Origin of the sequence: Dysgonomonas sp. PH5-45, from assembly GCF_029893235.1 — a bacterium.
Taxonomy (GTDB): domain Bacteria; phylum Bacteroidota; class Bacteroidia; order Bacteroidales; family Dysgonomonadaceae; genus UBA1309.
This window is the reverse complement of record NZ_JARXWE010000002.1, coordinates 118710-141783: the sequence shown is the minus strand read 5'-3', so window position 1 is coordinate 141783 and position 23074 is coordinate 118710. Positions and strand designations below refer to the sequence as shown.

The 23074-nt window shown below is 40.1% G+C and carries 18 protein-coding genes; 15 read left to right on the top strand and 3 right to left on the bottom strand.

The window, feature by feature from the left end; all coding sequences use genetic code 11:
- Positions 1-42: 42 nt before the first annotated feature.
- From M2132_RS01610 to M2132_RS01600, 3 genes are all read left to right on the top strand, one after another.
- Entirely contained in the window at positions 43-537 is a 495-nt protein-coding gene (locus tag M2132_RS01610) for a DUF4251 domain-containing protein (protein ID WP_280670649.1), read from the top strand.
- A gap of 95 nt (positions 538-632) precedes the next feature.
- A complete protein-coding gene (locus tag M2132_RS01605) occupies positions 633-947 on the top strand; it encodes a metal-sulfur cluster assembly factor (RefSeq protein ID WP_280670647.1) in 315 nt (104 codons plus the stop codon).
- 24 nt (positions 948-971) lie between these two features.
- Entirely contained in the window at positions 972-1793 is an 822-nt protein-coding gene (locus M2132_RS01600) for a UDP-2,3-diacylglucosamine diphosphatase (RefSeq protein WP_280670645.1), read from the top strand.
- A gap of 12 nt (positions 1794-1805) precedes the next feature.
- On the opposite strand, the gene M2132_RS01595 is transcribed toward M2132_RS01600, so the two are convergent.
- The gene (locus tag M2132_RS01595) at positions 1806-2066 is read right to left on the bottom strand and encodes a GlsB/YeaQ/YmgE family stress response membrane protein (RefSeq protein ID WP_280670643.1); all 261 of its coding nucleotides are present in this window, start codon (positions 2064-2066) and stop codon (positions 1806-1808) included.
- Positions 2067-2327: 261 nt separating this feature from the next.
- On the opposite strand from M2132_RS01595, the gene M2132_RS01590 reads away from it, so the two are divergent.
- From M2132_RS01590 to M2132_RS01540, 11 genes are all read left to right on the top strand, one after another.
- Positions 2328-6782 carry a translocation/assembly module TamB gene (locus tag M2132_RS01590; RefSeq protein ID WP_280670641.1) on the top strand — a complete coding sequence of 1485 codons (4455 nt, stop codon included), beginning with the start codon at positions 2328-2330 and terminating at the stop codon, positions 6780-6782.
- A gap of 8 nt (positions 6783-6790) precedes the next feature.
- Positions 6791-7960, top strand: coding sequence for a class I SAM-dependent methyltransferase (locus M2132_RS01585; protein WP_280670639.1), 1170 nt, complete (start codon positions 6791-6793; stop codon positions 7958-7960).
- A gap of 359 nt (positions 7961-8319) precedes the next feature.
- Positions 8320-8955 (top strand): peroxiredoxin, encoded by a 636-nt coding sequence (locus M2132_RS01580; RefSeq protein ID WP_280670637.1) that lies wholly within the window; start codon positions 8320-8322, stop codon positions 8953-8955.
- A gap of 167 nt (positions 8956-9122) precedes the next feature.
- Complete coding sequence (locus tag M2132_RS01575; protein ID WP_280670635.1) at positions 9123-9887, top strand: SDR family NAD(P)-dependent oxidoreductase; 765 nt, start codon at positions 9123-9125, stop codon at positions 9885-9887.
- 182 nt (positions 9888-10069) lie between these two features.
- The gene (locus M2132_RS01570; protein WP_280698180.1) at positions 10070-11464 is read left to right on the top strand and encodes an aspartate kinase; all 1395 of its coding nucleotides are present in this window, start codon (positions 10070-10072) and stop codon (positions 11462-11464) included.
- Between the two features lie 372 nt (positions 11465-11836).
- Complete coding sequence (locus M2132_RS01565) at positions 11837-12676, top strand: MotA/TolQ/ExbB proton channel family protein (RefSeq protein WP_280670633.1); 840 nt, start codon at positions 11837-11839, stop codon at positions 12674-12676.
- 72 nt (positions 12677-12748) lie between these two features.
- Positions 12749-13387 carry a biopolymer transporter ExbD gene (locus tag M2132_RS01560; RefSeq protein WP_280670631.1) on the top strand — a complete coding sequence of 213 codons (639 nt, stop codon included), beginning with the start codon at positions 12749-12751 and terminating at the stop codon, positions 13385-13387.
- A 41-nt stretch (positions 13388-13428) separates the two neighbouring features.
- Positions 13429-14088: a biopolymer transporter ExbD gene (locus tag M2132_RS01555; RefSeq protein ID WP_280670629.1), complete on the top strand. Its 660-nt coding sequence runs from the start codon at positions 13429-13431 to the stop codon at positions 14086-14088.
- Positions 14089-14114: 26 nt separating this feature from the next.
- On the top strand, positions 14115-14957 hold the full coding sequence (locus M2132_RS01550) for an energy transducer TonB (RefSeq protein WP_280670627.1): 843 nt from the start codon (positions 14115-14117) through the stop codon (positions 14955-14957).
- A 366-nt stretch (positions 14958-15323) separates the two neighbouring features.
- The gene (locus M2132_RS01545) at positions 15324-16271 is read left to right on the top strand and encodes a PstS family phosphate ABC transporter substrate-binding protein (protein ID WP_280670625.1); all 948 of its coding nucleotides are present in this window, start codon (positions 15324-15326) and stop codon (positions 16269-16271) included.
- Positions 16272-16323: 52 nt separating this feature from the next.
- A complete protein-coding gene (locus M2132_RS01540) occupies positions 16324-18003 on the top strand; it encodes a tetratricopeptide repeat protein (RefSeq protein ID WP_280670624.1) in 1680 nt (559 codons plus the stop codon).
- 123 nt (positions 18004-18126) lie between these two features.
- Here M2132_RS01540 and M2132_RS01535 read toward each other — a convergent pair whose 3' ends face one another.
- Both M2132_RS01535 and M2132_RS01530 read right to left on the bottom strand, forming a co-directional pair.
- The gene (locus M2132_RS01535) at positions 18127-18543 is read right to left on the bottom strand and encodes a DUF1634 domain-containing protein (RefSeq protein WP_280670622.1); all 417 of its coding nucleotides are present in this window, start codon (positions 18541-18543) and stop codon (positions 18127-18129) included.
- A 7-nt stretch (positions 18544-18550) separates the two neighbouring features.
- Positions 18551-19390 carry a sulfite exporter TauE/SafE family protein gene (locus M2132_RS01530; protein WP_280670620.1) on the bottom strand — a complete coding sequence of 280 codons (840 nt, stop codon included), beginning with the start codon at positions 19388-19390 and terminating at the stop codon, positions 18551-18553.
- A gap of 236 nt (positions 19391-19626) precedes the next feature.
- Between M2132_RS01530 and ileS the strand changes: the two genes are divergently transcribed.
- The gene (gene ileS / locus M2132_RS01525; RefSeq protein ID WP_280670618.1) at positions 19627-23040 is read left to right on the top strand and encodes an isoleucine--tRNA ligase; all 3414 of its coding nucleotides are present in this window, start codon (positions 19627-19629) and stop codon (positions 23038-23040) included.
- Positions 23041-23074: the final 34 nt, after the last annotated feature.

Here is a 23074-nt window from a genome sequence, read left to right as displayed (position 1 = left end):
AAAAGTATTCGTTTTATTGGTATATAAAACAACTTAAAGATTATGAAAAAGTTATTTCTGATAATCAGTTTTGGGCTTGCAATCTTGTTGGTAGCATGTAGCACGGTGCAAACGTCTGTTCACGCGCAAGCCTCAGAAGAGGCATTGATAGAGAAGTTGGCGAAACCCGATTTTACGTTCCACCCCAGAACAGTTTCGCCAATAGGTGGGGGAGCTGCATCTGTCGACTATACTTATTCCTTGAAACTGTCTGCCGATACCGTATCGGCTTACTTGCCGTACTATGGCGAGGCTTACAGGGATGCTTATGGATCGGACGATATGGGTATAAATTTTGTAAGTACTGATTTTGAATGCGAGTCGGTAGAAAACCCAAAAGACGGAAGTCGTAAATTTGTAATCGTGCCCAAAGATCTGAAGGATACTAATTTGAGTGGATTGATAATCACTATCGATGCAAGCAAAACAGGTTACGCAACAGTGGGTATTACGCAAGATTACCGCCAGTCTATTTCGTTTCATGGAGTAATAGAGTAACTGTGTGTAAACAAAATTATCTGCAATTTAGGGGATAAACCGAAAAGGTTTTATAATTTTATCCCCCGGAAATTCATTTAGCTTTATAAACAAGAATGAGCGAGAACCTATTAAGCATAGAAGAAAACATCGTAAGGATGTTGAAAACGGTATACGACCCCGAAATACCCGTCAATATATACGATTTAGGTCTTATATATAATGTAGAGGTTGACGAAGGTAATGTTACCATAACCATGACGCTGACAGCGCCAAACTGTCCGGCTGCCGATTTTATATTGGAGGATGTCCGTCTTAGGGTAGAGTCTATACCTGAGGTGAAAAACGTTATCGTAAACTTGACTTTCGAGCCCGAATGGAACAAGGATATGCTGAGCGAAGAGGCTAAACTTGAATTGGGTTTCTTATAAACTATTGAGGTAAGGAATTATTGAGTGGAAAGAACGAAAACTTATTTTCTGTCGGATGTTCATTTAGGTTCTGTACTGCACGCACAACGGTGTGACGTCGGTGGTAAAGAACGGACTACTTTGCCTAACGTAAAACCATCTCCGGCAGAGTATATACCAAATCATGATATAGAACGGAAGTTATGCCGTTGGTTCGATATGGTGGGTAAAGATGCGAAGACAATCTACCTGTTGGGCGATATTTTCGACTACTGGTTCGAATACCGTAACGTTGTGCCTCGTGGTTTTGTACGTGTTTTGGGTAAAATAGCCGAACTGACCGATAAGGGTGTTGATATTCATTTTTTTATAGGCAACCACGATATCTGGCTCACCAACTATCTGGCAAACGAATGTGGGGTGATAGTGCATCGGGAGCCTCTTGTGGCAGATATAAACGGACAAAAGTTTTTTATGGCTCATGGCGATGGGTTGGGCGATGAGTCTAAATCTTTTAAGCTGTTGCGAAAGATATTCCACAGTAAAATATGCCGTGTGCCTTTTGCGGCCATCCATCCCCGTTGGACGGTAGCTTTCGGCAACTGGTGGTCTAACCATAACAGAACAACAGGCTGTAATCCTCCCTATATGGGCGAAGACAAAGAGCATCTTGTGCTTTTTGCCAAAGAGCATTTGCAGTTGGCTCCCAATATCAATTATTTTGTGTTCGGACATCGGCACATCATGCTCGATTTGATGCTTGCCCGTAGCAGCCGTATCGTTATTTTGGGCGATTGGCTGAACTTCTTTTCGTATGCTGTTTTTGATGGTGAAACGCTGTTGCTCGAAGTTTTTGAGCAAGATTAGTTGACATACAGCTTATTTATCTTTCTTCCTAAATAAAGATACAATAAATAATAGTACTACTGCTCCAACAACCGACATCACTAAGTTGCCCCATATTCCACCATTGGAACTTAATCCTAACAGATTGTACATCCAACCTCCAACAACACTACCGATAAGACCTACAATGAGATTCCAAACAAATCCGAATCCCTTTCCTTTCATTATTAATCCGGCTATTGCACCTGCCAGTATTCCAACAATGATTGTCCAAATAAATCCTAATCCTTCCATAACTAAATTTATTTTATAAATGATTATTTTAAACTATTGTATAATAACACCATCGTAGAACTAAAAGTTCAATTGAAGGCTATATAATACTACATTTATACTTGAAATTTAAATTTCTTTAAAAAGCTTGTCCGCGAGGGCTTACAATACTGTAAAATAGCTTGATTTTATTAGCTTTGCGTACAAAATACAAGAAGCCTTATAAAGAAAATAAAAAATATATCGGTTACGGCTTTAGGAATCTTTTTCGGATTCCTTATTTTGGTTTATGGGTTATTGAATATTCCGTTTGTTCAGGAATATGCCAAAGATAAAATTGTAGAGGAACTGAAAAAAAAGCTGGGGACGGATTTAGGTATAGCCGAGTTGCATTTTCAGCCGTTTAATACTATTGAACTGACAGGGCTTTATCTTTACGATAAAGGTAACAACAAGCTGTTGGATGCCGACCGTTTCTATGCAAATGTGGATATCGTTTCGTTGTTGGTTGATAAAGAGATTATTATCAATTCTGTCCGTTTGTCCGATTTCGAGATTAACCTCTCGAAAGAAACGAAGGATGCTCCCCTTAATCTGCAATTTGTTATTGACGCTTTTAAGTCGGAGGAAAAAGATTCAAAACCTTTATTCGAACTCCGTAAGATAAGTATTGTTGCCATAAGCGATGGATGCTTAACATACAACGTGAAAGACCAACCCGAAAAACAAGGGCGCTTTGACGAAAATCATCTGTCTGTAACCGACCTTAATACCCGCTTGGCTTTGAGACATATATCGGGCGACTCTTTGAATTTGCAGGTAAAGAAACTTTCGCTAAAAGAAAAAAGCGGTTTACAAGTAAATAACCTTGTTGGGCGTTTTCTTAAAAAAGAAGATAAGCTGACCGTAAAAGGTTTCTCGATTGATTTACCTAATTCGCATCTGCGCTTAGACCGTTGCGAAGCCGACTTGCAGGGAAACCCGCAAGGTGTGGATTTGCTGACGAAAACAACAATCGACTGCCAGATAGGAGCATCGTATATAACCTTGAGCGATGTTGCGGCCTTTGTTCCTGAAGTAGCTAACTTTAAGGAAAAGCTTCTGTTACGTGCGCAAATAGAAGGCTCTATCGGCGAACTGCAAATGTCGAGCCTTGCGTTAGACTATGGCGAAAAAATGCACCTGCTTGCCAGCGGATACGTGAATGATGTACTGAAGCCGGAGCAGCTTTATATTAAAGGAACGGTAAGGGAATTCAGTATAACCAAAGCCGGCATTGAGGGTTTGGCAAATAATTTCTCGAAAAACAAAAAAGAACTGCCCCAAGAAATAACTAATATGGGCACGATATCTTTTAACGGAGAAATAGCGGGATACACAAAAAACCTGAATGCAAACGGCACTTTGAATACAGATTTGGGCTCTATTATAGCGAAAGCTAACTTCGGATTTAAACCGAACGATGGTTTATCGTCCTTCTTCAAGGGTGATGTTTCGACAACCGACTTTCGGCTGGGGCAACTCCTCGGAAAAGCCGATATGGACAAACTATCGTTTCACCTGTCGGTCGATATCAATAAACCTGCGCATGGACAACTGAATGGTTTGGTGGAGGGTTTGGTAGAGCAATTCGATTTTCGGAACTACACTTACAGCAATGTGAACTTGAACGGAAAGTTCGATGGAAAACGGATGGAAGGAATGGTTTCGGTTGATGGAGAGAACGGATTTTTATTAGCCGATGGTGTGTTCGACTTTTCGACCAAAATTCCCAAGTTCGATTTTGAGGCACAACTGAAAAATGTGCGTTTAGATAAACTTCACTTGTACGATAAATATGAGAACTCCTATCTTTCGGCTTCAATCACGGCTAATAGCCAAGGTTTGAAACCTGACGACTGGCAAGGTCAACTTTCGGTCGACTCTTTGCGTTTCCAGCGCAATGAAAAAGACTTCAAACTAAATCAATTCCTACTGCAAGTGAGTGGCAACGCCGATAATAAGCATATAACGGTAACATCCGATATTATGAATGGCGAAGTACGGGGGAAAAGCTCTTTTTCTACTATCGCCCGCAACATACAAAACACCCTTCATGTGTTTTTGCCGGCGCTATACCCAAACCATAAACCGGTAACAGGCAATAAAGCCCAGCAGAACAATAACCTGAATTTTAACTTTACGATAGATAATACGGAAAATCTGAGTTCCATCCTATCGCTGCCTGTAACAGTCATCGAACCGATAGATATAAACGGGCACTACAATGGCTTTGACGACAAACTGAAACTGAATGTAGATATGCCCCGTATTATAGCTGCGGGCATGAATATAGAATCGGGACGTTTTTCGGTGGAAAACAGTGGCGGAGCAATTGTTTCGGATCTGAAAGCAAGGATATTGGGCAAGAAAAATGTAGTTAATACCATTGATGTCAGCTTACAGGCAAAGAATAATGAGATAAAAACAAACTTAGCGTTCGAGAATAATAGCCAGCAACGGCTGAAAGGCGAACTGTCGCTTACAACGTCTTTTTCGAGAGACGGCAACACTTCACCCCTCAGAACGGATATAAACGTACATCCGGGTGGCATGTCTTTCAACGACTCGGTGTGGGTTGTTAATGAATCGCACATAACACTGAATGATGGTTTGCTGAAGGTCGATAACTTTTTTCTGTCGAGCAAAGACAGAAGCCAGTCTGTGAAATTAGACGGGAGGTATTCGGCTTCCGACCCTTCGGACGTATTGCTGCTGACACTACAGAATGTAAATCTGGAATACATATTTACATCGCTCAATATTGATGCCTTGCAGTTTGGCGGTTTGGCAACAGGAGTAGTTTCGGCATCGAGTATAGAGGGCAAACCTTATGCGAGGGTGAACCTGAAGGTGAAGGATTTTCAATTTAATCAGGCGCATCTGGGCAATTTAGAACTTTTCAGCGACTTAGACGAAGCCACCAAGCGGGTTAATATGAAAGGATCCATTTGGAATGATAGTCATAAAACGGCCGATGTGGATGGATATATAAACCCGTTAACCCAGGAACTGTCGTTAAGTTTCGATGCGGATAAGATAAATGTAGGTTTCTTAAATAAATATACCTCCTCGTTGTTCAATAATGTGTCGGGCAAGGGTAGCGGACAGGTGAGGCTACACGGTAATTTTTCGAGGGTGACTGTCGAAGGGAAAGCTTTTGTAGAGCAGGGAACATTGGGTATAAACTTCCTGAACACTACCTACACATTTACCGACTCTATTTTCATGAAGAACGACCTCATTTACTTCAATGATGTTAAGTTTCACGACCAGTACGGGCATTCGGCCTTGGCCAGTGGAAAAGTGTCGCACGATTATTTTTCGAACTTCTTGTACCAGATAGAATTGGTTGGCGAAAACTTTTTGCTCTATAATGTCCCCGAAAGTCAGAATCCGTTGTTTTCGGGAACCGTTTTTGCGTCGGGCGGTGGTAGTATAAGCGGCGATGAACAACAGATGAATCTGGATGTGCGTATCCGTACCAACGAAAAAACAAAAGTCCGTATGAACTTTATGGACGAAACCGTGAACGAATATTCTTTCATAACCTTTAGAGATAAAGATGCAGCGCATCATCCGGATACAATTGTTACCAAAGAAAACGAAAGCCTTCGGAAGTTTAAAACCGATTCGGGTATGGAAATCAACATGAGTTTCTATATAGACGCAACTCCCGATGCTGTGGTGGAACTGGTAATGGACCCCGTTGGTGGCGATATACTGCGCGGAAAAGGAAACGGAGCAATGCAGTTTTTCTGGGGAACAAACTCCGACCCCCGGTTACATGGAATTTATAACATCTTTAGCGGAAGTTATAACTTTACATTCCAAAAGATATTTGAGCGTATATTTGCCATAGAATCGGGTAGTACGGTACAGTTCAGCGGAAATCCGTTCGATGCGATATTGGATGTGACAGCTATTTACAGGTTGAATGCCAATCTGAACGACCTTAACCAAACAATAGCACAAAATTCGGGGCAGAGCAATGTGCCGGTTCAGTGTATTCTTAATCTGACAGGAGCGTTGAAACAACCGAATGTGAAACTGAATATTGCTTTACCGTCTGCCGATGCCGAGATACAGCGTCAGGTAAAGGACATAATGAGTACGGAAGACATGAAAAACCGCCAGATTGTTTACCTGCTGTTGCTATCCCGTTTCTATACACCCAATAATGCTTTGGCCGAAAATCAATCAACAGAGCTTGCCTCCGTAGCTTCGGCAACATTGTCTTCGCAATTGACCAAAATGTTGAGCCAGATAGACGATAAATGGCAGTTCGGTGCTAATGTGCGTACCAACGACGGAAACTTTTCTACAACCGAAGTTGAATTGGTGCTTTCGAGCCACTTGTTCAACGACCGTTTGCTTATAAACGGAAACTTTGGCTATCGCGACGATGTTCGTGAAAGTGCTTTTATTGGCGATGTGGATATAGAATATCTGTTGGATAAAAACGGCGTGTGGCGTCTGAAAGCCTACAACCATTACAACGAAAAACATTGGTACACCAAAACCGCGGGACAAACACAAGGGTTGGGAATTATGTTCAAAAAAGACTTCGATGTTGTCCGGGAAATATTCAGCCGCAGAAAAGAACCATTAATAAAAATGGATTCGGTCAAAATCGTTGTCCCCGATTCAGCAATGATAGGAAGCAGTTTAGGGCGTTTTATAAAAATAAAAGAATAAAGTTTTTTATGAACAAGATAATGCAGGAATTCATCACGATGCACGAATCTGATGATGTGAGGGAGCTTGCATTGCAATCGGAACGTTATCCCGATGTAGATATGCCGTTTGCCTTAACCCAGATAAAAGGGCGGCAAATAGCAAAAGAGAAAATCCCATCGTGGTATACCAACCGAGAGGTTATTTATCCGCAGCATTTGTCGTTGGAACAGTGTTCGTCGGAAGCTACGGCAGCGTATAAAGCCGCTTTGTGTGGTGGCGAATCGTTACTCGATATGACAGGCGGATTGGGTGTTGATTTTTCTTTTATGTCGTCAAAGTTCAAGCATGCCGTTTATGTGGAAGAGCAACCCTCATTGGTAGGTATTGCAAAAAAGAATTTTACAACATTAGGTTTGAACAATACAGAAGTTGTACAAGCCGATGGTGTGGAATTTTTGCGATCGGCTTGCTGTTATGATATGATATACCTCGACCCTGCCCGCCGCAATGAGGCTGGTCGTAAGGTTGTTTTGCTCGAAGATTGTTCGCCCAATGTATTAGAGATAGAATCGTTGCTGGAACAGAAGGCCGATAATATACTCATTAAGTTGTCGCCAATGCTCGATGTGACTAAAACGCTCGATTCCCTTCAAAATATTGCTGAGGTACATATTGTTTCGTACAGAAACGAATGCAAAGAATTGCTGTTTTTCAAGAAGAAAGCTTGGCAGGGTGAGGCTAATATCTTTTGTGTAAATATAAATGGAGAAAATACCTCTCGCCTCGTTTTCTCTAAAAGAGATGAAGCACAAGCTGTATGCCAGTACACCTCTTCACTGAAGCGTTATCTGTACGAGCCCAATGCTTCCCTGCTGAAAGCGGGGGTTTATAAGATTATTGGCCAGCGTTTCGGTCTGAAAAAATTGCACCCAAATAGCCATTTATACACTTCCGATAGTTTATGCGAAGAATTTCCCGGTAGGGTTTTCACGATAGAAGCTTCTTTTTCTTTAAACAAAAAAGATATCAAGGCTAATCTTTCGGATATAACTTTTGCAAATATATCGGTACGGAATTTCCCTATGAAAGTGGAAGATATCCGAAAAAAAATTCATCTCAAAGACGGAGGTAGTAATTACCTGTTTGCTACCACCATGGCCGATGAAAAGAAAGTGCTGATACGCTGTTCTAAATAAATCCATCCTTTATTAGTTATTATAGTTTTTGTCTATTATTGTATAATAAATATCTATTGTGTTTATTGTGCTGCTTTGGTTTATAGCCTTATCTTTGTAGTAAGAAAACAGTAAAACTTACCCATAGTTCATTTAGAGAGTTTGTATCAAATAACTTATTATAAATATTTTATAGTATTTGTCATTAAGTTGTCGACGCTCCTCGAATGTTGTTCCTGAACAAAGTGAAGAATCTCTGTGTTATTTATTCAAGATCCTTCGTTACACTCAGGATGACAAAAATGATTATGTTGTTTTTCAGATAATTATCTTTTGTTTTCTAAATGCACTACGAGTTAAAACTTTTAAAATATAAGATTATGTCAGTATTAGTAGGAAAAAAGGCGCCGAATTTCACGGCAAACGCAGTGGTAAACGGCAATGAGATGATAGAAGGTTTTTCATTGTCTCAGTATATAGGGAAGAAGTATGTGGTTCTCTTTTTCTATCCAGCCGACTTCACTTTTGTGTGTCCAACGGAGCTGATTGCTTTTCAGGAGCAATTAAGCGAATTTGAAAAACGAGGTGTTGCTGTTGTTGGGGCGTCTACCGACTCTATGTTTTCGCACTGGAAGTGGTTGCAGACTTCACAAAACGAAGGTGGAATTAAAGGGGTAATGTATCCAATCATTGCCGACCAGACTTTAATGATTTCCAGAAGTTATGATGTTTTGGCAGGCGATTTTGATTACAACGAAGACGGAGAAGAAGTATTTGTTGGCTTACCACAGGCATACCGGGGATTGTTTTTGATAGACAAAGACGGAATAGTGCGCCACCAGGTGGTTAACGATATGCCCTTGGGACGTAATGTTAACGAGGTTCTCCGCTTGATAGATGCCCTTCAGTTTACGGAAGTTAACGGGGAGGTTTGTCCTGCTAACTGGGAAAAAGGAAAAGAGGGCTTGAAAGCCACACAGGAAGGTATTTCGGAATACCTCTCACATAAACATTAATTTTAGAGATTACAAATCGAATCTTTTGTGACGAAGAGAGGCTGCTTGCGAAAGTGGCCTCTTTTTGTGGTTTTTAGCCCCAAGCGAAATAAATGACTAAAAATCTGCTATATATGAAAAATAATGCTTAAATTTAGTGATCGGAAACTTTAAAACATTTGTAGATTATGTCTTTATTTAGTTTGAAAGGAAGAGTGGCTGTCGTAACGGGAGCTTCTTCGGGCTTAGGAAAAAGGTTTGCCGAGGTTTTGGCAAAACAGGGTGCTGATATCGCGATTGTGGCCAGAAGGCTCGATCGTTTGGAAGAACATGCCAAAACGATAGAGGCTCTGGGTGTGAAATGTCTTCCTGTGAAGTGTGATGCAACAAACGAAGAAGAGGTTGTTGCGGCTGTGAAGAAAATAGTAGCGCATTTCGGGAAAATAGATATTCTGGTAAATAATGCAGGTATAGCAATCGGCGGAGAGACCGAGAACGTGCCGGGCAAGGATTTCCGGAGTGTTGTGGATGTGAACCTGAACGGTGTATTCTACTTTGCCCGTGAGGCAGGTAAGGATATGATAAAGAATCAATACGGACGTATCATTAACGTTGCTTCGATGTATGGGCAGGTAGGGAATAAATTTACGCCTTGTTTGAGCTATCACGCCTCGAAAGGGGCTGTCATAAATCTTTCGAGGGGGCTTGCTGCCGAATGGGCAAAACACAAGATTACGGTGAACAGCCTGTGTCCCGGATTTTTTGACTCGGAAATGACAGATGCGTTTATCGAAACAAACGAGTTTTCCGAATTTGTGAAAAACACTTGCTGTTTGGAACGTACCGGCAAACCCCAAGAATTGGATACAGCCTTGATATTCCTTGCAGCCGATGGGTCGAGTTATATAACAGGGCAACCCATATTTGTAGATGGAGGATGGACGGCTATTTAGAAATAAGTAGTAAATAATAACCTTATGCCAAAAGCTATTCTGAAAAACCGGAATAGCTTTTTGTATTTTATTTCCGTTCTTTCCTTCCATTTTATATTTGATAAATGATATACAAAGATTTTTTATTGTTATTTTTGCTATCGAAAAGAATGATGAAATAAAAACAATAAATACTTTAGCGTTTGGATAAAAAGATGCTTACGGTCGAAAAAATAGGTGGTACCTCTATGAGTAAATTCGGAGATGTACTATCAAATATTATTATCGGCAACCGAAAACCTGAAGAATTGTATAACCGCATTTTCGTGGTTTCGGCATATAATAATGTAACAAATTGGTTGCTTGAACATAAAAAGACAGGCGAGCCGGGTGTTTACATTAAATTTTTGGAGAACGACGATTATAGCATCGCCCTCGATAGTCTTTGCCAGCGTTTACTTCTCATCAATAAAGGTTTTGAGGAAATAGGTTTAAACCTGAGCGAAGCCCGTGAGTTTATAGAATACCGTATAGAACAAGCCAAAACCATGTTGCATAGCTTGAGTAAAGTTATGGCATCGGGCTATGTTAATCACGAAGATATTTGTTTGGCAGCGCGCGAAATTCTGGCATCGGTTGGCGAAGCCCATTCGGCATGGAATATGGTAAATATTTTGAACAATAATAATATATCGGCTCGTTTTATAGATTTATGCGGATTTAACGATTCTGTACCGCTAACCATAGATGAGCGTATCAGAAAAGCTTTTACCGGCATCGACTTCGACAAAGTACTTTGTGTAGCTACCGGATATACGAAAGGAACGGAAGGTATTATGCGGGCTTTCGACAGGGGGTATACCGAAGTTACTTTCAGTAAAATAGCTGTACAGGTAAAAGCGGTTGAAGCGGTGATACATAAAGAATACCATTTGTCGAGCGCCGACCCTAATATTGTGGGTGTAGACAAGGTTGTGCCCGTAGGGTATACCAACTTCATAATAGCCGACCAGTTGGCCGATATAGGTATGGAAGCAATCCATCCTAAAGCAGCCAAGCCATTAGAATTGTCGGGAATAAATATCCGTATAAAAAATACTTTCGAGCCTGAGCATCCCGGTACACTGATTACACGGGAGTATATCTCGCCCGAACCTAAGGTCGAAATTGTTTCGGGTACCAATAGGGTTATCGCCATAGAGATACACGACCCCATGATGGTAGGCGAGGTTGGCTTTGACCTGCGCATCATGCAGGTATTTGCAAAGGTGGGAGTAAGCTATATCTTAAAATCGACAAATGCCAATTCTATCACTGTCGTTGTGTGGGATAATTATAAATCGCGCGAGTTGATAGCGGAATTAGAAGAAAACTTTTATAAAGTGGTTACCGAACGGGTTGCTATGGTCTGTGTGATGGGTACAAATATAGCTATGCCAGGGTTCTTATACAGGGCAACAAAGGTATTGTACAAAAAAGATATAAATATAGAATGTTTTGGGCAGTCGTTAAGGCAGGTTAATATGCAGTTTGTGATAAAGCGCGAATATTATAAAGATGCGGTATTGGCATTAAACGAAGCGTTATGTTTGAAATGAAACGTGTTGTACAGCACATTCGTAACGCAAAAACGGTATTTAATCACAAAAATTATTGTTTTTTTGCTTTCAAGGAATTTATACTTAATAATAAGTTTTTAAATTTGTAGGATGGAAAGTTTAAAAACTGTCTTGAGCAAGATATTACATTGAGGAAAAAATTGAGAAATACAACCCTATACAATAAAATATATATAAAGATTCCTCGTTCTTTTATACACGATTTCTGTCAAGTCTTTAAGAATAGAAAGATTGGCAGGGAAGAGTTTTATTGTTTTTATGAATTTGATCTTTTATCTGAATAAATTAGAGACAAGAATAAATATATTAAATTAAATTATTAAAAAACAAAAATTAAGATTTTAAATTATTATGGAGACTAAAAAACAACAAACAAGTCAAAAACCAAGATCAAAAGGGGTTTCAGCTTTCCTTGTAGTTATACTATGTGGTATTGTTGCTCACATGTTTTTTTATGGAGTAGCTGGTGCCGGATCAGATAATTTTCTTGATGTCTTTGGATTGTCTACTAACTTTGATGATAAAGGACATCCTCTTGCAGGGAATATGTTAGGTACACTTTACCAAGGGGGATGGGTGATTCCTATCGTTATTACCCTATTACTTACGGTTCTTACTCTTTCTGTTGAAAGATTTTTCGCAATGAACAGAGCAAGCGGTAAAGGTAATGTAGGTAAATTTGTTGCTGCTGCAAAAGCTAAGCTTGAAGCTGGAGATGTAAGTGGTGCTGAAAAACTTTGCGATGAGCAAAAAGGTTCGGTAGCTAACATTCTTAAAGCAGCTTTGGTTAGATACAAAGATGTAGAAACTTATGCAGGAATGAATAATGATGAAAAAGCGGCTATCATCCAAAAAGAGATTGAAGAAGCTACAACATTAGAACTTCCTTATTTGGAACAAAATCTACCTGTTATCGCAACAATATCAACATTGGGTACGCTTTTCGGACTTTTCGGAACGGTACTTGGTATGATCAAGTCGTTTAGCGCGATGGGTCAAGAAGGTGCACCAGACTCAACTGCTCTTGCTGTGGGTATCTCTGAAGCCTTGATGAATACGGCTATGGGTATCGGTACAGGTGCTTTGGCTATTATTTCTTATAGCTATTTCTCTGGAAAAGTTCAAGATATGACGAATGCTGTTGACGAAGTAGGCTTTGCTATTGGTCAAACTTATACAAAAAAGCATTAATCAGATAAAAAATTGAACTGTAGTTGTGGAATTTTATGAACTTTCCACTCTATATAAATAAAACAGAAGAATATGTCTAAAGTAAAAGTAAAAAAACAGAGTACATTCATCGACATGACGGCGATGAGTGACGTTACTGTGCTTCTGCTGACATTCTTCATGCTTACAGCCACTTTCCTTCCCAAAGAACCGGTGCAGGTAATAACTCCTGCTTCGGTATCGGAAACAAAAATTCCGGAAGCGAACGTAATGACAATCCTAATTGATCCCAAAGGACGCGTATTCCTAAATCTCAACGATCCGGAACATAAGGAAGAAGTATTGAAGAATATTGGAAAAGATTATAATCTAAATTTCACCAAAAAACAAATGGACTCGTTCTATAACCTGACATCTATTGGTGTGCCGATTAAAAGTTTAGTCGGTTCTGATGGAAAACCAGGATTTTTAGACTTGACTATGATACAGCAGGATGAAATTTTGAAAAACTCTCCAGGAGTACCAACAGATACTATATTAAGTGCCAATAACCAGCTTGCTGTTTGGGTTAAGGCTGCAAGGAATGTAAATGAAAATTTGCAGTTAGCTATTAAGGCAGACCAAGGAACTCCATATCTGACAGTTAAGAATGTGTTCTCGACCCTTCAGGATTTGAAGGAAAACAGATATAGTTTGGTGACAACACTTAGAGGTATGCCAGAAGGTTACTAAGTCTTATAATTTTATTAATCAAAAAAAACAGAAAATAAAATATGGCAGAAGTAAATACCGGTGGCGGAGAAGAAAAGAAAGGTAAACCCAAGAAGATAAGCCTGCGTGTAGACTTTACACCGATGGTAGACATGAATATGCTCTTGATTACGTTCTTTATGTTCTGTACCACTCTAAGTAAGCCTCAAACCATGGATATTGTTTTGCCAACAAAAAATATCGAAGGACTAAAGGAAGAAGATCAATCGCTTGCCCCTGAATCGAAGTCTATTACTTTGATTTTGGGTGAAGAAAATAAAGTTTATTATTATTTCGGAAAACCAAAATTTGATGATTATACTTCCTTGAAAGAGACAGATTACTCTCCTAATGGTTTGAGAACAATGTTGGCCGAGCGTAACGAGAAAATCGTTAAGGAAATGACCCAGCTCAGAATTGACCGGGCCAAGAAAAAGATATCGGAGGAAGTGTTTAAAGAAAAATCAGAAGAAATTAAGAAAGATGAGAGTGCACAGATTGTGATAATAAAACCAACTGATGCAGCTACTTACAAGAATCTGGTTGATGCTTTGGACGAAATGGCTATCTGTAGTGTTTCGAGATATGCAGTTGTAGACATGGCCGATGCCGATAACTATTTGGTTGAAAATTTGAAAACAAAAGGAGCTTTGTCTACACAGGCACCAGCACCTAAAAATTAATTACAAATCACTCTAAAGAAAAGATTATGGGAAAAGATATTAATTTGAATTCCGAGGCTTGGCGTGATTTGGTTTTTGAAGGAAAAAACAAAGAATACGGAGCTTATAGGCTGCGCAAAACGTCTTCCAAAAGGCATGTTGTGGCACTTATTGTGATGCTTTGCTTTGTTGGAGTGGTTATTGCACTACCTTATTTCATAGAAGCGGTAAAACCAAGCAAAGAAAATTTGGGTGGTGTTGACGATACTTTTGAAATGACCAATGTACAGGCCGAAGAAGAGAAAAAAGAAGAGGAAGTTATTCCACAACAGGAATTGGCACCGCCACCTCCTCCCGTAAAGGCTTCTATTCAGTTTACGCCTCCCGTTGTTGTGGAAGACAGTAAAGTGAAGGAAGATAATGAAATAAAAACGCAAGAAGAGTTAACTACTAAAAAAGACTTGCAGGTTTCGTTTACTACAAACGAGGAAGGATCGAAAGAAAAAGGTGCGGCTAATCCGGAAGATTTGCTTAAAAACAAACAAATCACCAATACGCCTACCGAAGTCCAGAAACCTTTCAAGGTTGTAGAGCAAATGCCTACATTTAAAGGAGGTCCGGCTGAGTTGATGAAGTATTTGGCTAATAACATCAAATATCCCGATATAGCAGCACAAAACAACATTGAGGGTAAGGTTATTATTACTTTCGTTGTGGGTAAAGATGGTTCTATATCGAATGTAAAGGTGGTTAAAACGCTCGACCCTTCGTGCGACAGGGAAGCTCTACGTGTAGTGAAAGCTATGCCTGCCTGGATTCCCGGTAGACAAAACGGACAAAGTGTACCTGTAGAATATACGCTTCCTGTAACGTTTAAACTTCAAAAATAATTTGGATGAACGCATTCATCTAAGTAATTGAATAAGAATAAAGAAGAGGGGTTAATCAGCTGTATTAGCTTCTCTTCTTTAAAATTAAAGGAGAAATGAAATTTAATTTCCGAAACATATGGAATGCTTTTATGGCGGTAGTGTATATTGTCTTGGCTTATGTTATTGCTTTTACAACCTACCTGATTCCATATAGTTTTCATGATAGCTTTTCTACAAAAGACGAGTATCTTATTATCAGGGTGTTTTTAGCGGTGTCATTCTCTTTGTATGGTCTATATAGAGGGTATGTATTGTTAAAATCATTAAAATAACATCTATTTGTCAGACCCAATTAGCAGAGTTTTAATATATTTATCTTTAGTTATGAGAAAAAAATGTTTATTTTACTTAGTGGCTTTGATGTTCATAACATCGGCTTGTCATAATGGTAGCGGTAAACCAAAACGGACAGATACATTTACTAAAGGATTTGCCAAGATGGTTGCTGACGAGTGTTTTGAACCTATCGTAAATGAAGAACTCTACATATTTGAGGCTTTGAATGAGGAAGCATCCGTAGAAGTTCATTATACTGATGAGATAACAGCTATTGATATGCTGTTGAAAGATAGTATCCGTTTGGCAATCACTGCAAGAGACCTGACGGAGAAAGAAAAAGAAGTGATAAGAAGCAGAAAATTGGTGCCTCGCACGCAAAAAATAGCAACCGATGCTATTGCTCTTATTATCAATAAAGAAAATAACGACTCATTAATGAGTATGTCTACTTTGAAGAAAATAATGACAGGCGAGATTATTTCGTGGAAGCAAATCAACCCCGACTCTAAATATGATAAAATAGCTGTGTACTTCGACAATCCGCGGTCGAGCACGGTAAGATATATACACGATTCGATATGCACAGACAAACCAATGTATGATGGACTGATGGCTCAGAAATCGAATCAGGAAGTTTTGGATAAAGTTTCGAATACACCAAATGCGTTGGGTGTTATTGGTGTAAACTGGATAAGTAGTCCTACCGATACTACCTATAATCAATTTACCGAAAAAGTGCGTGTAGTTTCCGTAAGTAAATGGGATGTAGCAACAGCCGACAACAGTTATAAACCTTTTCCGGCATTTTTGGCTTTGAATGAATACCCTTTAACCCGGAATATGTATGCTGTATTGATAGACCTACGGGGTACCTTGCCTGCCGGGATAGTACATTTTATGGCCGGCGATCGTGGGCAACGTATAGTGCTTAAAGCCGGATTATTGCCCGCTGTAAGCCCAATGAGGGTTATATCAGTAAAGGAATCGTTTTGATATGAGTGTTTTGAGTTTAGATGATAAATAATTTAATAAATATAATTTTAAGATGAAGAAAAAGTTTTTTTTAGGAATTTGCTTGTCTTTCTTCTTGGCCACAACGGTTTCGTTTGCCCAAGGGAGTTTAGGCGAAGATTATTTCTACACACAAGAGTATGCCGCTGCTAAAAATTATTTCGAGAAACAAGCCGACCAATCGTCTCCATTAACTTCTTATTATTTGGGGGATATTGCCTTACAAGAGGGGAAAATGGCTGAAGCAAAGACTTATTTCGAAAATGGATTGGCTCAAAATCCAAAATTAGGTTTGAACGAAGTAGGTTTAGGTAAATTATTACTTAAAACTGACCCAAAAGCTGCTGAAAATCATTTCGATGCAGCCATAAAATTGAACAAAAAAGATAAAATGGTATATCTGGCCATAGCCCGTGCTTACTTTGAGGCGGGAATGAAGCCTCAAGCCTTGGTGAAGATAGCCGAATTGCGGAAGCTGGATAAAAAATACCCTTATCTGTATATTCTGGAAGGAGATATTTGGTTGTCGGAAGGTAAAGAAGGAGAAGCCGCAACTCAATATGCCCAAGCAATGGCTTTCGATTCTAAATGTGTGCCCGCTTACATAAAAAATGCTTTAGTGTACGAAAATACAGGAATCTCAGGCAATGAAACAGCTATCGAGGAGCTAAACAAAGTATTGGAAACAAATCCTGATTACATTCTGGCATATAAATATCTTGGTAGAATTTATTACGATTCGGGACGTTATAATGAAGCTATCGAGGCATATAAGAAATTTATGGCCGGTGGTAACTATACCGTAAAAGATTTGACTAGTTATGCAGGTGCATTATATTTTACGGAGCAATATGACGAGGCAAGTAAAATAATCAACGAAGGTTTGGCTTCTATTCCAGATGATTTTGTATTGAACCGTCTTGCTGCTTATAGCGCTTTGCAAAAAGAAGATTATGCGGGTGGTATAAAATATTCGGAACGATTCTTTGCTATACCTAAAAATCCAAAAACAAAGTATATCTCTCTCGATTATATTACATATGGAAAATTATTGGCAAAATCTGGTCAAGCCGAATCTGCAGTTGCTCAATACAAAAAAGCCATAGAATTGGAGCCTGAAAACAGAGATTTGTATTTGGAAGTATCGGAAGCTTGTGCCGAAGCCGGATTATATGCCGAAGCTGGAGATTATTATAGTAAATATATTAATCTTTTAGGCGAAGAGGTTCAGGCTTTGGATTACTACAATGTGGGTAGGAATTACTATTCGGCAGGTGCTCCAAAGGTAAGGGTTCTGATGACTGCGCAACAAGACGCATCGGTTGTAGTTGATCAAGCTGATGTAGAGCTGGGTAAAGAACTTCTGAACAAAGCGGTAGCAGCTTTCTCAAAAGTGGCGGAAATGGTTCCCGAAAGTCATTTGGGTTATTTCTGGAGAGCAAGGGCAACATCTGCTTTAGATCCAACAACCGAACTTGGTTTGGCTAAAGATGCTTACGAAGAAACAGCTAAAGTTATTTTAGCAAAAGAAGGAGGCAACGGTTCTTCTGACTTGAAAGAAGCTTACGAATATCTGGCTGTATATTACTACAAACGTTTTGCTACAAATAATAAGGCCGAAGATAAGGCTCAAATGAAGAGTTATAGCGAAAAACTATTAACAATGGATCCTGAAAACGGATTGGCAAAACAATTAATAGAAATAGCTAAATAAAGAAACGGGTAATCCCGGTTTCTATAAATAATGAATAACGGCAGCGAGAAATAATCTTGCTGCCGTTTCTGTTTTTCTTTTTGGCATCATTGCCTTATGTTTTTTACAACTATGGTAGTTTTTTTAGTGCAATCCAAGCAACATGTTTGCCATGATGATACATAAAACAACAAGCGTGATGGCTACATACATATAGTCTTTCTCAATAATGAAAGCAATGGCAGAGAATACGACACGTATTATTGGTGTAGCAATTAATACAATGACACCCAACTGTATGATAGCTGCTCCGTCGAAAGCTAATAAACGTGGAACGATGGTCGATAATTCGCGCAAATAATGCTCTACTCCAAAAGCTTGATTTGGAATATCGGAAGCCGCGTAGCGGCGGGTTATGTCGTCATCGTGCGATTGGAACATATATACTATACCTCCCAAAAGGGTTATACCACACGATAGCATCACACCATAGCGAAGCAGACGGCCGATGTATAACTCAACATCGCGTTCCATCCAAAATTGTTTTGTAAATATTCTCATCTTCATCTTAAAGTTTGCCTGTTAACCCATTATACATCATCGATAGGGCAAGAAAGAAAATCACTACACTGAATAGCAAGCGCAGGTTGCGTACATTTGCCTTAGGTAATATTTTAGACCCAATGAAAGCTCCCAACAGCACACCTACCACAATGGGGAAAGCCAATCCCGGGTCAATATATCCTCGTTGCAGGTAAATAACGGCACTGGCCGCCGCGGTGACCCCTACCATAAAATTGCTGGTGGTGGTCGATACTTTAAAAGGTATCTTCATTGCAGTATCCATTGCTAAAACCTTTAAGGCTCCCGAACCAATACCCAATAAGCCGGACAGAACTCCGGCAAGCGTCATCAACGAGTAGCCGCCCGCCACATTGTGTACATTATATTTTACAATACCTTCTTTTGTGGGATATGAGCCGTTGAGTTTCAGTTTTTCCCCCAGCTTATCGCCTGGTAAGGAATAGTCGCAATTATCATTGTTTTTTCTGACAGACCGTATAGCTGAAAATATAAGAACACAACCAAATATAAGGGCGATATACTTCTTGTCGAGATACATTGCCACAAAAGCACCAATAACGGCGCCTGTTGTTGTTGCTATTTCGAGGAACATGCCTATGCGTACGTTGGTAATTCCTTCTTTTATGTAAGCTGCGGCCGCTCCCGATGAGCTGGCTATTGAAGTCACTAAGGCTGCCCCAATGGCATAGCGCATATCTACCCCAAAACCAAGTGTAAGCAGTGGAATAACCACCACGCCACCTCCTAATCCGGTTAAAGCGCCGAGAAATCCTGCGAAGATAGCACCTCCGAAAAGTATTACTGAAAAAAGAGCTACATCCATATTTACGTATAATATATCTTGTAAGTTATCAGGTGGCAAAGGTATAAAATAAGCTTGTCTATCAGAAATGTTATAGCCGTTATATCTTTCTGCGTAATGGCTAACGTGTACGGGTTTGCTGTTGGTATATATTTTGATGTGTTTGCCTTAAGTAGCATGTCTACAACGAGTGTTATCTAATCTTTTTTCATTATATTTGCGACAATTTTATATAAGGAATAAAGGAGAATAGAAAAATGAGCAGGAAATTTAAAGAATATAACCAATTTAATTTATCCGACATAAACAAGCAAATGTTAGATAAATGGACTCGAAGTGATCTTTTTCAGAAGAGTTTGGATATACGCGCCGGGGCTCCGTCTTTTGTTTTTTACGAAGGACCTCCGTCGGCAAACGGGATGCCGGGTATCCACCACGCAATGTCTCGTTCTATTAAAGATATTTTCTGCCGTTACAAAACCATGAAAGGGTTCTTAGTGAACCGGAAAGCCGGTTGGGACACACATGGCTTGCCTGTGGAACTAAGTGTTGAAAAAACATTAGGGATAACAAAAGAAGATATCGGCAAAAAGATATCGGTAGAAGACTATAATAACGCTTGCCGTAGGGAAGTGATGAAATATACCAAGGAGTGGGAAGACCTTACCAACAAAATGGGATATTGGGTAGACATGAACAATCCTTACGTCACCTACGATAACCGTTATATAGAATCGCTGTGGTATCTGCTTAAAGACCTTTACAATAAAGGCTATTTGTATAAAGGTTATTCAATTCAGCCATACTCTCCGGCGGCAGGAACTGGTTTGAGTACGCACGAATTGAATCAGCCGGGTGCTTATCGTGATGTGAAAGACACGACTTGTATTGCCCAGTTTAAGATAATCAATCCGAAGCACGAAATGTCGTTGTGGGGAGATGCCTATTTCCTTGCATGGACAACCACGCCGTGGACACTACCGTCTAATACGGCTTTGGCTGTTGGCCCTAACATCAATTACGTAGCGGTACAAACATATAACCCTTATACAAGCAAAAAAATAACGGTTATTGCCGCAAGGTCGTTGATGGCAAGTTTGTTTAACCCGAAAGCTGCCGAATTGAAGCTCGAAGACTATAAGGAAGGCGACAAGCTGATACCATATTCGGTAGTAGGAGAATGGACAGGCGCCGAACTTGCCGGAATGGAATACGAACAACTAATCCCGTGGATAAAACCGAACGGAAATGCCTTTAAGGTCATAACCGGCGATTTTGTTACCACCGAAGACGGTACGGGCGTTGTGCATATAGCCCCAACTTTCGGAGCTGATGATGCCAAAGTTGCCAAACAGAATGATATAGTTGGACTTACGCTTACCGATAAAGAAGGAAATATACGCCCGATGGTAGACCTGACGGGAAAATATTTCTTGCTGAAAGACTTGGATGCCGACTATGTAAGCAAATTTGTGAATGTAGACCTATATACGGAGTATGCCGGACGCTATGTTAAGAACGAATATGACAGCAGTTTGACGGCAGACGATACTACGCTCGACGTTGATCTTTGTGTAATGCTGAAGCAAGCCAACTTGGTGTATCGTATCGAAAAACACGTTCACAACTATCCACACTGTTGGCGTACAGACAAACCTGTTTTGTATTATCCGCTCGACAGTTGGTTTATACGCACCACATCGTGCCGCGACCGCCTGATTGAACTGAATAAGACAATCAACTGGAAACCACAATCGACAGGAGCAGGGCGGTTTGGCAAATGGTTAGAAAACCTGCAAGACTGGAACCTGAGCCGTAGCCGCTATTGGGGAACACCGTTGCCGATATGGCGTACGGAAGACGGCAAGGAAGAACTTTGTATAGGTTCGGTAAAAGAATTGTATGCCGAAATGGAAAAATCGATAGCGGCAGGCTATATGTCCGATTTTCCGTGGAAAGGATTTGAAATAGAAAATATGGACAAACAGAACTACGAAAAAATAGATCTGCACCGTCCGTATGTAGATAATATCGTATTGGTTTCTCCCAGTGGAAAACCAATGAAGCGCGAACTTGACCTTATAGACGTTTGGTTCGACTCTGGAGCTATGCCTTTTGCCCAAGTGTTTTACCCGAACATAAAGGCCGAAGATTTCCTTGAGATGTATCCTGCCGATTTCATTGCCGAGGGCGTTGACCAGACCAGAGGATGGTTCTTTACGCTACACGCTATTTCGACTATGATAAATGGTAACATCGCTTTCAAGAATGTTATATCGAACGGCTTGGTGTTGGATAAGAACGGCAATAAGATGTCGAAACGATGGGGCAATGTTATTGATCCTTTCGAAGCCATCGAAAAATACGGCTCAGACCCTTTGCGCTGGTATATGATAACCAACTCTTCGCCTTGGGATAACCTGAAATTCGATTTAGAAGGCGTAGAAGAAGTTCGCCGTAAGTTCTTCGGAACGTTATATAACACTTATTCGTTCTTTGCCCTTTATGCCAATGTCGATAATTTTGCTTTTGCAGAGAAAGATATCCCCTTGTCAGACAGACCTGAAATTGACCGTTGGATTATATCTTTGCTCAATACGTTGGTGAAAGATGTAGACGGCTACCTGAATACGTATGAACCTACTAAAGCTGGCAGGGCTATATCCGAGTTTGTGAACGACCATTTGAGTAACTGGTATGTTCGCCTGAACAGAAAACGTTTCTGGGGAGGTGAAATGACTACCGATAAACTATCGGCCTACCAAACATTGTATTTGTGCCTTGAAACGGTTGCTAAACTGATTGCGCCGATTGCGCCATTCTACGCCGATCTTCTTTTCACGGATTTAGTTTCGGTTAGTGGCAGGGAGAATGTAGAGTCTGTACACTTGGCTGATTTCCCGGAATATAACGAGGCCTACATTGATAAGGCTTTGGAAGAACGGATGAGCATTGCGCAGAGTATATCGTCTATGGTATTGGCTCTTCGCCGCAAGGTGAACATTAAGGTTCGTCAACCGTTAACACAAATAATGGTTCCGGTTCTGAATAAAGAGCAGGGAGAGGCCATAGAGGCTGTTCGTGATTTGATACTGAACGAGGTAAACGTGAAAGACCTGAACTATGTAGATAACGCAACAGGTATTCTTGTGAAAAAGGTGAAACCCGATTTCAAAAAGTTGGGGCCACGTTACGGTAAAATAATGAAACAACTGGCAGCAGCAATCCAAACTATGGAACAAAGCGATATTACCCGGTTTGAAAAAGAGGGTAATTTTAGCTTCAGCATTGAAGAACAACAGGCTACCGTAGAACTTGCCGATGTGGAAATAATATCGGAAGACATACCCGGATGGTTGGTTGCCAACGAAGGCAAACTGACGGTTGCCCTTGATATAACCATAACAGACGAACTGAAAAAAGAAGGTATTGCCCGTGAATTAGTTAACCGAATTCAGAACTTGCGGAAGTCGGCAGGCTTTGAAATAACGGACCGCATACAAGTGTCTGTATCGGACAACGAACAGATAAGGGATGCCGTAACAGAATACAGAGACTATATGTCGACTCAGGTTTTGGCTGATAAGTTTGAGCTTGCGGCAAATGTAGAAAATGGTGTTGATATAGATATGGACGACTATGTTTTGGTAATATCTATAAAAAAAGTATAGGTGTAAAAAAACAATAATAGTAATAACTAAAACA